Consider the following 14,391-nt stretch of genomic DNA (forward strand, 5'->3'; position numbering starts at 1 on the left):
GGCGGCGGTCGAGGGCGGGGAGGCGGAGGTCTCCGAGATTCTGCGGGGGCTGCCGGACTCGCAGCGGGTGGCGGTCGCGGCGGTGAACGGGCCGACGTCGGTGGTGGTTTCCGGTGACGAGGACGTGGTCGAGCGGGTCATGGCCATTGCGCGGGAACAGGACCGCCGGGTGTCCCGACTGCGGGTCAGCCACGCCTTCCACTCGCCGTTGATGGAGCCGATGCTCGGGGAGTTCGCCGACATCGCCGCGAGCGTCACCTACCGGCAGCCGACGCTCGCCGCCGTCAGTACGGTCACCGGCGAGCCGGTCGGAGAAGAGGACTGGGCAACCCCCGCCTACTGGGTGGACCAGGTGCGCCGGCCGGTCCGCTTCCACGACGCGCTGCGCACCACGACCGGGCAGCGGGCCGTGAGCCGACTGCTGGAGATCGGGCCCGACCCGGTGCTGACCAGCCTGGCGCAGGCCGCGACGGAGGCCACCGCCGCGTCGGTGCTGCGGAAGGGCCGCGCGGAGGCCGAGTCCGTACTGTCCGCGGCGGCGGAGATGTTCGTACGCGGCGCGAAGCTGGACTGGGCCGCGGTGTTCGCCGGAACCGGCGCCCAGCGGGTGGAGCTGCCGACGTACGCGTTCCAGCACCAGCGGTTCTGGCTGCGGCCCTCCCGCTCCGTGACCGATGCGAGCGGGCTCGGCCTGGGGACGGTCGGGCACCCGCTGCTGGGGGCCGCGCTGCGGCTGGCCGGATCGGACACGGTGCTGCTGACGTCGCGGCTGTCCGCGCAGTCGCATCCGTGGCTGTCCGATCACGTGGTGGCCGGATCCGTCGTGGTGCCCGGCGCGGTGTTCGTGGAACTCGCCGTGCAGGCGGGGGACCAGGTCGGCTGCGACCAAGTGGAGGACCTGACCCTGCGGGCCCCGCTGATCCTGCCGCACGACGGCACGGTCCAGCTCCAGATCAGCAGCGAACCGGCCGAAGGCGACCGGCGGCGCACGGTCCGGGTCTACTCACGCCCGCAGGACGCCGCCGCCGACCAGCCGTGGACCCTGCACGCCACCGGGACCCTCACCACCGCGCGGCCCGCCGCCGACTGGGACCTGCGCGCCTGGCCCCCCGAGGGTGCGGAGCCGGTACCGGCCGATGGACTCGAGGGCCTCGAGGGTCTCTACAGCCGACTGTCCGACGCGGGACTCGCCTACGGACCCGGGTTCCGTGGCCTGAAGGAGGTATGGCGGCGGGGCGAGGACCTGTTCGTGGAGGCGGTCCTGCCCGAGCAGATCGCGGGGGACGTCACCGGGTTCGGTCTGCACCCGGCCCTGCTGGACACCCTCCTGCACGCCCTCGGGCTACGTGAGCCGTCAGCCGAGGGCACCGCGTCCCTGCCGTTCCTGTGGTCCGGCGTCTCGTTGTTCGCCGTGGGCGCCACTGCCGTCCGGGCGCGCCTCTCGCCGCGCGGCGGGCCGGGCTCGGGCGAGATCGCCCTGCGCGTGGCGGACGCGGCGGGCGAGCCGGTCGCCGAGGTGGGCTCCCTGGTGCTGCGGCCCGTATCGGCCGCCGACCTCGTCGCGGGCGGCGATGGGGGCTCGCCGATCTCGGACAGCCTGTTCCGGCTGGACTGGACCGCCGCCCCCGCCCCCACCGAGCGTCGTGACGCCGGCGAACTCGGGGACTGGGCCGTGCTCGGCGATCCGCACGCGTGGCAGGACGCCGGAGTGCCGGTGACCGGCTACGCCGACCTCACCGCGCTGACCGCCGCCCTCGACGAGGGCGGCAGCGCCCCGGACACCGTGCTGCTGCCGCTCCCGCACGACCCTCGCGGCACGGACACCGGGGTCGCCGCAGCGGTCTCCGGTGTGCTGGGGCTCGTTCGTGAGTGGCTGGCCGAGCGGCGGCTGACGGAAACCCGGCTGGTGGTGGTGACCTCCGGCGCGGTAGGGACGGAGGCGGACGACCTGGCCGGCGCGGGCGTCTGGGGCCTGCTGCGCTCGGCGATGAGTGAACACCCGGGCCGGTTCGTACTGGCCGACGTCGACGGTGAACCAACCTCGTACGCGACCCTGGCGGTGTCCCTGGCCGACGGCGGGGAAAGCCAGTTCGCCGTGCGGCGGGGCGAGGTGTGGCTGCCCCGGATGGCGCGGATGACCGGCGCCTCCGAAGACGGCGCTCCAGGTGTGTGGCAGAGCCAGGGAACGGTGCTGGTCACCGGCGGAACCGGTGGCCTTGGCGCGGTCGTGGCCCGGCACCTGGTGAGCACGCATGGCGTACGGAACCTGCTGCTGCTCTCCCGCCGCGGCCCGGACGCCCCCGGTGCTCACGAACTCCAACGGGAGCTGACCGGCCTGGGCGCCGAAGTCACCATCACCGCCTGCGACGTGGCCGACCGCCGGGCACTGGCCGAGGTGATGGGCGGCATACCCGACGACGCGCCCCTGACCGGAGTCGTGCACACCGCCGGTGTCCTCGACGACGGCATGATCACCGACCTGACCCCGGAGCGGGTCGCCCGGGTGCTTGCGGCGAAGGCCGAATCGGCTCTCAACCTGCACGAGTTGACCGCGGACAACCGCGATCTGACCTCCTTCGTCCTGTTCTCTTCCATCGCGGGAGTGTTCGGGAACGCGGGCCAGGCCGCATACGCCGCGGCCAACAGCGTGCTGGACACCCTCGCCCTGTCCCGGCGATCGCAGGGGCTGCCCGGGGTGTCGCTGGCGTGGGGCATGTGGGAACACGCCGACGGCATGGGCGGCCGCCTCGGCGAGGCGAACATCGCCCGCCTGCGAGGCCAGGGCTTCCCGCCACTGTCCACCCAGGGCGCGCTGGCACTGTTCGACCTGGCGCTGCGGACCGACGAACCCCTGGCGCTGCCGGTCGCCCTGCGGACCACGGCGCTCGCCGCGCGGCGCGACAGCCTGCCCACCCCGTTGCACGGTCTCCTTCCCGTGTCCCGCCGGCGCCGGACCGCGGGCCAGGGCACCGACGTGAGTGGGCTGACCCGCCGCCTGTCGGGTCTGTCCGGGGCGGAGCGGGACCGAGTGCTGCTCCACGTGGTGCAGTCCGAGGTGGCGGCGGTACTGGGGCACGCGTCGCCGGGTGCGGTCGATCCGGGGCGGGCGTTCAAGGATCTCGGGTTCGATTCGCTGACCGCGGTGGACCTGCGCAACCGGCTCAACAGCGCGACCGCGCTCACCCTGCCCGCCACCCTGGTCTTCGACCACCCCAGCCCCACCGCGCTCGCCGCGTATCTGCGCGAACGGCTGCTGGGGGAGACGCCGGCCGACCAGGACATCGAGCCGAGGCCGTCCGGGGTGATGGCCGACGACGAGCCGATCGCGATCGTGGGGATGGGGTGCCGCTACCCGGGCGGGGTGACCTCTCCCGAGGCGCTGTGGGAGCTGGTCGACTCCGCCGGGGACGGGATCACGGGCTTCCCGACCGACCGCGGCTGGGATGTCGACTCGCTCTTCGACCCCGACGCCGACCGCGCGGGCACGTCGTATGTACGCGAGGGCGGCTTCCTGCACGACGCGGCGGAGTTTGACGCGGAGCTGTTCGGGATCAGCCCGCGTGAGGCGCTGGCCATGGATCCGCAGCAGCGGTTGCTTCTGGAGACGTCGTGGGAGGCGCTGGAGCGGGCCGGCATCAACCCCCTGTCGTTGCGGGGGTCGTCCACAGGTGTGTTCGCGGGGCTGATGTACCACGATTACGCCTCGCGTCTCCAGACCGTGCCCGAGGACGTGGAAGGCTTCGTCGCCAACGGGAACGCGGGCAGCGTCTTCTCCGGACGCGTCGCGTACGTCTTCGGGTTCGAGGGGCCCGCGGTGACGGTGGACACCGCGTGTTCCTCGTCGCTTGTGTCCCTGCACTGGGCCTGCCAGGCCCTGCGGGCGGGGGAGTGCGACACGGCCCTGGCCGGTGGCGTCACGGTCATGGCGACGCCCTCGACGTTCGTCGAGTTCTCACGCCAGCGGGGTCTGGCCTCGGACGGCCGGTGCAAGTCCTTCGCGGACGGCGCGGACGGCACGGGCTGGGCCGAGGGTGCCGGGGTTCTGGTGCTGGAGCGTCTCTCGGACGCGCGGCGCCGTGGTCACCATGTGCTCGCGGTGGTGCGCGGCAGCGCCGTCAACCAGGACGGCGCGTCGAATGGCCTGACGGCGCCGAACGGTCCGTCGCAGCAGCGGGTGATCCGCCAGGCGCTGTCGTCGGCGCGGCTTTCCGCCGCCGAGGTCGATGTGGTCGAAGCACATGGCACGGGGACCCGGCTGGGCGACCCGATCGAGGCGCAGGCGCTGCTGGCGACGTACGGTCAGGCGCGCACCGAGGATGAGCCTTTGTGGCTGGGCTCGGTGAAGTCGAACATCGGGCACACTCAGGCCGCCGCCGGTGCCGCGGGAATCATCAAGATGGTGATGGCGCTGCGTGCCGAGCGGCTGCCGCGGACGCTGCACGTGAACGAGCCCTCGAGCCAGGTGGACTGGGCCGACGGAGCGGTCCGGCTGCTGAGGGAGGCCCGTACGTGGCCGATGGGGGAGCGTCCGCGGCGCGCGGGCATCTCCTCCTTCGGGATCAGTGGCACCAACGCTCACGTCATCATCGAGGAAGCGCCGGTGGCTGAACCGGCCACGGCCGAGGAGCGGCCCCCGGCCGAGCTGCCGGTGGTCCCGTGGGTGCTCTCGGCGCGCAGCGCTCAGGCGCTCCGGGCGCAGGCCGGACGCCTGGCCGAACTCGCCGACGCACGCGACCACTCCAGTGTGGATCTGGGGCTGTCGCTTGTGACGACGCGTGCGCTGCTGGACCACCGCGCGGTGGTGTTGGGTGGTGATCCGGGTGCGTTGCGTGCGGGCGTGGCCGCGCTGGCCGAGGGTGACGCCTCGGTGGTGTCCGGTGTGGTGCGTGAGGGCCGTACGGGCTGGATGTTCACCGGGCAGGGCAGCCAGCGGCTCGGCATGGGCCGCGAGCTGTATGAGCAATTCCCGCAGTTCAGCCGGGCGTTCGACGAGGTTTGTGGACACCTGGAGACCGCACTGGCGGGCCGGCCCGGCTTCGATATCCCCGTGAGGGACGTGCTGTTCGCCGCCGAGGGCTCGGACGAGGCAGATCTCCTCGACCGGACCGGGTACGCGCAGACGGCGCTGTTCGCGGTCCAGGCCGCCCTGGTGGAGCTGCTGGGTTCGTGGGGCATGGGCCCGGACGTGGTGCTGGGTCACTCGGTGGGGGAGTTCGCCGCCGCGTACGCCGCCGGTGTCTTCGATCTGGCCGACGCCGCCAGGCTGGTGGCGGGCCGGGCCCGGCTGATGCAGCGGCTGCCGGCAGGTGGCGCGATGGCTGCCATCGAGGGCGGCGAGGAGGAGGTTCTTGGCATCCTGCGGGGGCTCTCCGGGGACGGGCGGATCGCGATCGCGGCGGTCAACGGGCCGACGTCGGTGGTGGTTTCCGGCGACGAGGAGGCCGTGGAGCGGGCGATGACCGTAGCCCGTGAACAGCACCGCCGGGTGTCCCGGCTGAGGGTGAGCCACGCGTTCCACTCGCCGTTGATGGAACCGGCCTTGGCGGAGTTCGCCGATATCGCGGCCGATGTGGCCTACCGGCAGCCGAATCTACCGGCCCTCAGCACCGTCACCGGCGAGTCGGCGGCCGCGGAGGACTGGGCGACCCCGGAGTACTGGGTGCGTCAGCTCCGCGAACCGGTGCGTTTTCACGACGCCCTCGTGGCCGCGACGGGTGCGCAGGGCGTGTCCCGGCTGCTGGAGATCGGCCCCGACCCGGTGCTGACCGCGCTCGCGCAGTCCGCGGCGGAGGACGTCACCGCGACGTCGGTACTCCGTAACGGACGGCCCGAGGCCGAGTCCGTGCTGGGCGCCGTGGCCGAGATGTTCGTACGCGGCACGAAAGTCGACTGGACCGCCATGTTCGCCGGGAGCGGCGCCCGGCCGACCGCGCTGCCGACCTACGCGTTCCAGCGGCAGCGGTACTGGCTCGGGGCTTCCCGGCCGGTGGCCGACGCCCGTGGCCTGGGCCTGGGCGCGGCCGGGCACCCCCTGCTGGGCGCGGCCGTGACGCTGGCCGGTTCGGACGCCGTGCTGCTGACCTCACGGCTTTCCGTCCAGTCGCATCCGTGGCTGGCCGATCACGCCGTGGCGGGCTCGGTGCTCGTGCCGGGCACGGTGTTCGTGGAGCTGGCCGTACAGGCGGGCGACCGGGTCAACCGCGACCGCGTGGAGGAGCTGACCCTGCAAGCGCCACTGGTGCTGCCGGAACAGCACGCCGTACACCTACAGCTCAGCGTCGAAACGGCGGACGGCGCTGGGGACGAGCGGCGCGCCCTCAAGGTGTACTCCCGCCCGGAGGGCGCCGCGGCCGAGGAGCCGTGGACTCTGCACGCCACCGGGACCCTGACGTCAGGAAAGGGCGTGCCCGCCGACTGGGACCTGGCCGCGTGGCCGCCCGCCGGTGCGGAGCGTGTCCCGACGGACGGCCTGTACGAGCGGCTGGCCGACGAGGGGCTCGTCTACGGCCCGGCCTTCCGTGGCTTGCGGGGGGCCTGGCGGCAGGGCGACGACTTCTACGTGGAGGCGGCGTTGCCCGAGCCGCTGTCCGGTGAGGCGGCCGGGTTCGGTCTGCACCCGGCACTGCTGGACTCGGTGCTGCACGCGCTGGGACTTCGGGAGTCGGTTGACGAGGGTGCGTCCCTGCCCTTCATGTGGTCGGGGGTGTCGCTTTCGGCGGTCGGGGCCGCCGCGGTGCGGGTACGGGTCTCGGTGCGGGGCTCCGGTGAGATCGCCTTGCGGGTCGCCGATGGTGAGGGTGCGCCGGTGGCCGAGGTGGAGTCGCTGGTGCTGCGGCCGGTGTCGGCGGGGGAGCTGGCAGCGGCGAACTCCCCTGTCAGGGACAGCCTCTTCCGCCTCGACTGGATCCAGGCCCCCACCACTACCACCACCGGACTCGATCAGCCGGGCGCCTGGGCGGTGCTCGGTGACACTCGGCTGGGCGCCGGTGTGCCGAGGGCCACCGGACACGCCGACCTGGGAGCGCTGGCCGCCGCGCTCGATGCCGGCGCGCCCGTCCCGGAAACCGTCGTGCTCCCCTTCGACGCCACGGGCGCCGCGGTCGGCGACGCGGTGGCCGGTGTGCTGGCAGTGATCCGCGCGTGGCTGGCTCAGGAGCGCTTCGCCGGATCGCGGTTGGTGGTGCTGACCTCCGGCGCCGTGGACGTGAGGCCCGAGGACAGCACACCTGAGGACAGCACTCCCGAGACACTGGATCTCGCCGGTGCCGGGGTGTGGGGACTGGTGCGGTCGGCGATGAGCGAGCACCCGGGCCGGTTCGCGCTCGCCGACGTCGACGGCGCGCAGGAGTCGTACGAGGTCCTCGCCGCCGCTCTCTCGGGGCCGGACTCCGGCCAGGTCGCCGTACGGGAAGGCCGCGCCTGGCTGCCGCGTATGGTGCGGATGAACGCGGGCGGGGTGCTGGTGCCTCCGGCGGGCGCGGGTTCGGCCTGGCGGATGGACATCGTGGCCAAGGGCCGGTTGGACGGCGTCGCCCTGGTGCCCGAAGACCCGGCTCCGCTGGGCCCGGGGCAGGTCCGGGTAGCTGTCCGGGCGTCGGGCGTCAATTTCCGTGATGTGCTCCATGTGCTCGATATGTATCCGGGCGACGCCGGGCGGCTGGGCCATGAGGGTGCGGGTGTGGTCCTGGAGGTCGGTCCGGGGGTGTCGGACTGGGCTGTCGGCGACCGGGTGATGGGTCTGCTGAACGGTGGGTTCGGTCCCGCGGCCGTGGCCGATGGGCGGATGCTGGCGCGCATCCCGGCCGGTTGGTCGTACGCGCAGGCGGCATCCGTGCCGATCGTCTATCTCACCGCGTATTACGCGCTGGTCGATCTGGCAGGGCTGGAAGCGGGCGAGTCGGTATTGATCCATGCCGCGGCTGGGGGTGTCGGCATGGCCGCGGTGCAACTCGCCCAGCACCTGCGGGCGGAGGTGTTCGCGACCGCGAGTCAGGCCAAGTGGCAGGCCGTTCGTGATCTGGGTGTGTCCGCCGAGCGCATCGCCTCCTCCCGTACGACGGAGTTCGAGGAGGTCTTCTCCCGGGCCACGGACGGGGCCGGGCTGGACGTGGTGCTGGACTGCCTGGCCGGTGAGTACGTGGACGCGTCGCTGCGGTTGACACGGGCCGGTGGCCGGTTCGTCGAGATGGGCAAGACCGATATCCGGGACGCGGACGAGGTGGCCGAGGCCCATCCGGGCGTGCGGTACACGTCGTTCGACGTGATGGACGCGGGTCCGGAGCGGATCGGCGAGATGCTGACGGCGCTGCTGGCACTGTTCGAGAGCGGCGCGCTGCGGCCGATCCCGGTCACGACGTGGGACATCGCCCGGGCCCCGGAGGCGCTGCGATTCCTGGGCCAGGCGAAGCACGTCGGCAAGGTCGTGCTGACCGTGCCCGCGCCCTGGCGCGAGGACGGCACAGTGCTGATCACCGGCGGCACCGGCGGCCTGGGCGCGCTGGTGGCCCGCCATCTGGTCACCCATCACGGCGTACGGAACCTGGCGCTGCTCTCCCGCCGCGGCCCCGAGGCCCCGGGCGCGCGCGAACTCGAACGAGAGCTGGTCGACCTCGGCGCGCGAGTCACGATCAGCGCGTGCGATGTCAGCGACCGTACGGCCCTGGCAGGCGTCATCGACGCGATTCCCGACGAGGCCCCGCTGACCGGCGTGGTGCACACCGCCGGTGTGCTCGACGACGGGATCATCGCCGATCTCACCCCTGAGCGATTGACCCGGGTCCTGGCCGCGAAGGCCGATTCCGCCGTGCATCTCCACGAACTCACCGCGGACCGCTACCTGGACTCGTTCGTCCTGTTCTCCTCGATCGCGGGTGTGGTGGGCAACGCGGGCCAGGCGCCCTACGCGGCGGCCAACTCCGTGCTCGACGCGCTCGCGGTGTCCCGGCGCGCCCAGGGCCTGCCCGCCGTGTCACTGGCCTGGGGCATGTGGGCCCACACCGAGGGCATGGGCGGCACGCTCAGCGAGTCCGACCTGCTCCGGATGGCGCGCCACGGCTTCCCCGCCCTGGAGACTGACCACGGACTCTCCCTGCTGGACATCGCCCTCTCGATCAACGAGCCGCTGGCGCTGCCGATCGCCCTGCGCACCTCCGCGCTGACCTCGGACCGCACGACCCTGCCCGAGGTTCTGCACAGGCTCGCCCCGACGGCGCGGCAGCGCCGGGACGCCGGGCAGGCCACCATCACGAGCCGGGGCGAACTCGGCGGTCGGCTGGTGGGGTTGCCCGCCGCCGAGCAGAACCGGCTGCTGCTGGACCTGGTACAGACCGAGGTCGCAGGTGTGTTGGGGCATACCTCGGGGGCGGCCATCGACCCGGCCCGGGCATTCAAGGATCTCGGCTTCGACTCGCTGACCGCGGTGGACCTGCGCAACCGCATGAATGCCGCCACTGGCCTCCGTCTGCCCGCGACGCTCATCTTCGACCACCCGACTCCGTCCGCCCTCGCCGGATATCTGCGCGAGGAGGTGCTCGGCGCGGCCGTCGAGCCGACCGGAACACCGGCCGTCCCCGCCCCGGTGGGCGCGGCGGACGAGCAGATCGTGATCGTGGGCATGGGCTGCCGCTTCCCGGGCGGCGTCACCTCGCCGGAATCCCTGTGGGACCTGGTGGCTTCCGCCGGAGACGGCATCACCCCGTTTCCCGCGGACCGCGGCTGGGACGCGCGGGCGCTGCACGACATCGCGGCCGTTGGCGGGTTCGTACAGGACGCCGGGGAATTCGACGCCGAGCTGTTCGGGATCTCGCCGCGTGAGGCCCTGGCGATGGATCCGCAGCAGCGGCTACTGCTGGAGACCTCCTGGGAGGCGCTGGAGCGTGCCGGAATCGACCCGCAATCGCTGCGTGGCTCGGCCACCGGGGTGTTTGCGGGCGTGTCCGCCAACGGGTACGGCGGCCACCTGCACGAGGCGGGCGCGGAAACCGAGGGCTACCTGCTGACCGGGAGCACGCCGAGCGTGGCATCGGGTCGGCTGTCCTATGCCCTCGGCCTTGAGGGCCCCGCGGTGTCGGTGGACACCGCGTGCTCGTCGGCGCTGGTGGCGCTGCACCTCGCGTGCCAGGCGCTGCGCGCGGGGGAGTGCACGATGGCGCTCGCCGGTGGTGCGACGATCATGGCGAACCCCGGCATGTTCCTGGAGTTCTCGCGGCAGGGCGGGCTGGCCGGGGACGGTCGGTGCAAGTCCTTCGCGGAGGCCGCGGACGGTACCGGGTGGGCCGAGGGCGCCGGCGTGCTGGTGCTGGAGCGGCTGTCCGACGCGCGGCGCCTGGGGCATCAGGTGCTGGCGGTCGTACGCGGTAGCGCGGTCAATCAGGACGGTGCGTCGAATGGTCTGACGGCGCCGAACGGTCCGTCGCAGCAGAGGGTGATCCGGCAGGCGCTCGCCGCCGCGCGGATATCGCCGTCCGAAGTGGACGCGGTCGAGGCCCACGGCACCGGCACCCGGCTGGGCGACCCGATCGAGGCGCAGGCCCTGATGGCCACGTACGGCCAGGACCGCGCCGGAGCCGAGCCGCTGTGGCTGGGCTCGGTGAAGTCGAACATCGGCCACCCACAGGCCGCGGCGGGTGCGGCCGGGCTGATCAAGATGGTGATGGCGCTCCGGGAGCGGCAGCTGCCGCAGACGCTCCACGCTGACGCGCCCTCGTCCCACGTGGACTGGACGGCCGGTGCGGTCGAGCTGCTGTCCGAGGCCCGGGAATGGCCCCGGACCGAACACCCGCGCCGGGCGGGTGTCTCATCGTTCGGCATCAGCGGGACGAACGCACACGTCATCATCGAAGAAGCCCCGGCAGACGAACCCGCCGTGGCCGACGATCGGCCGACGGTCGAGCTGCCGGTGGTGCCGTGGGTGCTGTCCGGCCGGAACGCCCAGGCGCTGCGGGCACAGGCCGGGCGCCTGGCGGCCTTCCTCGACGGGCGGGACGTCGCCCCGCTCGACGTCGGACTGTCCCTGGCCACCACGCGGGCCGCGCTGGAGCACCGCGCGGTGGTGCTGGGCGCCGAGGGCGCCACATGGCGCGAAAGCGTCATTGACCTGGATGGCGACTCGGTGGTGTCGGGTGCCGTGGGCGAGGGGCGTACGGCGTGGATGTTCACCGGGCAGGGGAGCCAGCGGCTCGGCATGGGCCGTGAGCTGTATGCCGTGTTCCCGGTGTTCGCGAGGGCGTTGGATGAGGTCTGCGGCTATCTGGACGCGGAGCTTGCGGGTGTGCCGGGGTTTGAGGTTTCGGTGCGGGAGGTGTTGTTCGCGGCGGAGGGTTCTGCGGAGGGGGCTCTGCTGGACCGTACCGGCTACGCCCAGAGCGGGCTGTTCGCGGTGCAGGCCGCACTGGTGGAGCTGTTGCGTTCCTGGGGCGTGCGTCCGGATGTGGTGCTCGGCCATTCCATCGGTGAGCTGGCCGCCGCGTATGCGGCGGGTGTGTTCGAGCTGGCCGACGCTGCCCGGTTGGTGGCGGGCCGTGCCCGGTTGATGCAGGGGCTGCCCACGGGGGGTGCGATGGCGGCGATTGAGGGCACCGAGTCCGAGGTCGCCGAGATCCTCGGCGGGTTTGCCGAGGGCGAGCGGGTGGCGGTTGCGGCGGTGAACGGGCCGACGTCGGTGGTGGTTTCCGGTGACGAGGATGCGGTCGAGCGGGTGATGGCCATTGCGCGGGAGCAGGGGCGCCGGGTGTCGCGGCTGCGGGTGAGTCATGCCTTCCACTCGCCGTTGATGGAGCCGATGCTCGCGGAGTTCGCGGAGGTCGCGGCGAGTATCACCTACCGGCAGCCGGTGCTTCCGGCGGTCAGCACCGTCACGGGTCAGCCCCTCGCCGATGGCGACTGGACAACCCCCGCCTACTGGGTCCGTCAGGTGCGCGAGCCGGTCCGCTTCCATGACGCCCTGCTGACCACAACCGGCGAACAGGGCGCAAACCGGCTGCTGGAGGTCGGTCCGGACCCGGTGCTGACCAGCCTCGCACCGGCGGCCACCGACGCTGCCGCCGCGGCCGTGCTGCGAAAGGGACGGGCCGAGGCCGAGACCCTGCTGACCGCTGTGGCGGAAGTGTTCGTGCGTGGGGCGGACGTGGACTGGCCCGCTGTCTTCGCAGGGACCGGCGCGCGGCGAGTGGATCTGCCGACGTACGCGTTTCAGCGGCAGCGGTACTGGCTGCGGCCCGTCCGGTCGGCGACCGACCTCGACGGCCTGGGTCTGGGTGCGGCGGGGCATCCGTTGTTGGGTGCTTCGGTTGCGGTGGCGGGTTCGGATGCGGTGCTGCTGACGTCACGGCTTTCGGTGCGGTCGCATCCGTGGCTGGCTGATCACGTCGTCGCCGGTTCGGTCCTGGTGCCGGGCACGGCCTTCGTTGAGCTCGCGGTGCAGGCGGGCGATCACGTCGGGTGCGCCCGGGTCGAGGAATTGACCTTGCAGGCGCCGCTGGTCCTCCCGGAGGACGGTGCTGTTCAGGTGCAGCTCAGTATCGACGGTGCCGAGGACGGCCGTCGTGCGCTGCGGTTCTATTCGCGCGCGGAGGAGGCCGACGCCGAGCAGCCGTGGACCTTGCATGCCACCGGTGCTCTTGCTGTCGGGGCCCCTGCTGTTGGGTGGGATTTGCGGGTGTGGCCGCCGGTGGGTGCGGAGGCGGTTGTGGTGGATGGGTTGTATGAGCGGTTGTCGGGTGTGGGGCTGGCTTATGGTCCGGCGTTCCGTGGTCTGCGGGGGGTGTGGAAGCAGGGGGAGGACCTGTTCGTGGAGGCCGCTCTGCCGGAGGAGGTCGCCGAGGACGGGGCTGGGTTCGGGCTGCATCCGGCGCTGCTGGACACGGTGCTGCACGCGCTGGCGCTCCAGGACCCGGACTCCGAGGGCGCGATGTTGCCGTTCCTCTGGTCGGGGGTCTCGCTGTCCGCGGTGGGCGCTTCCGCCGTACGGGTCCGGCTCAGCCCGCGTGGTGTGGGCGAAATCGGGCTGCGGGTGGCCGACGCCGTAGGCGAACCCGTGGCCGAGATCGAATCCCTGGTGCTACGCCCCGTGTCGACCGCGGACCTGGCGGCGGCGAACTCCCCGACGGCGGAGAGTCTGTTCCGGCTGGAGTGGGTTCCTGCGCCGGTGGCCCGGTCCGAGGAGCCTGTGGAGTCTGCTGGTTGGGCGGTGCTTGGTGATGTCGAGTCGGGTGGGTTGCGGGGTGCCGGTGTTCCGGTGACGTCTTACGACGGTCTTGCGGGTTTGGTCGCCGCTCTTGATGGTGGTGCCACGGTGCCGGAGACGGTCGTGCTTCCGGTGGCGCGTGGTGGTGCCGGTTTCGGTGATGTGGTGGCGGGTGTTCTGGCCGTGGTCCGCGAATGGCTGGCCGAGCGGCGCTTCGCCGGGTCGCGGCTGGTGGTGTTGACGTCGGGTGCGGTGGAGGTATCCGGCGGTGAGTGTGTGGATCTCGCTGGTGCGGGTGTGTGGGGTTTGGTGCGGTCGGCGGTGAGTGAGCATCCGGGTCGGTTTGTGCTGGCCGATGTCGATGGTGAGGAGGCTTCTTTCCGGGCGCTTGCCGGGGCCCTGGGCGAGGGTCAGTTTGCGGTGCGTGGGGGTGCGGTGTGGTTTCCGCGGATGGTGCGGATGGCTTCGGGGGGTGTGCTGGTGCCGCCGCCCGGCGCGGATTCGTCGTGGCGGATGGAGGTGGCGGCGCAGGGGCGGCTTGATGGTGTGGCGTTGGTGCCGGAGGAGCCGCGGCCCTTGGAGCGGGGTCAGGTGCGGGTTGGTGTGCGGGCGGCTGGGGTGAACTTCCGTGATGTGCTCAATGTGTTGGGGATGTATCCGGGTGATGCGGGCCGGATGGGTCTGGAGGGCGCGGGAGTGGTCCTGGAGGTCGGTCCGGGTGTGGACGACTTCGCTGTGGGTGACCGGGTGATGGGTCTGCTGGACGGGGCGTTTGGTCCTGCGGCGGTGGCGGATGCGCGGATGTTGGCGCGTATGCCGGGTGGTTGGTCGTTCGAGCAGGCGGCGTCGGTGCCGGTGGTGTTCCTGACGGCGTATTACGCGCTGGTGGATCTGGCAGGTGTGGGGGCCGGTGAGTCGGTGTTGATTCATGCCGCTGCCGGTGGTGTGGGTATGGCGGCGGTGCAGTTGGCTCAGCATTTGGGTGCGGAGGTGTTCGCGACGGCGAGTCAGGCCAAGTGGCCCACGGTCCGTGAGTTCGGGGTCGCCGCCGACCGTCTGGCTTCCTCCCGCACGACGGAGTTCGAGCAGATCTTCTCGCAGGCGACTGAGGGTGCTGGGGTGAATGTTGTACTCGACTGTCTGGCCGGTGAATTTGTCGACGCGTCGTTGCGGTTGACGCGGCGGGGTGGCCGGTTTGTGGAGATGGG

At 72.3% G+C, this 14,391-nt stretch carries 1 protein-coding gene; it reads left to right on the forward strand.

Annotated elements, in window-relative coordinates:
• A partial coding sequence (locus ACH4TL_RS45630; RefSeq protein ID WP_398332007.1) for an SDR family NAD(P)-dependent oxidoreductase occupies positions 1-14,391 on the forward strand: 14,391 nt, incomplete at both ends.

This window comes from Streptomyces sp. NPDC021115 (assembly GCF_044333065.1).
Classification (GTDB): domain Bacteria; phylum Actinomycetota; class Actinomycetes; order Streptomycetales; family Streptomycetaceae; genus Streptomyces.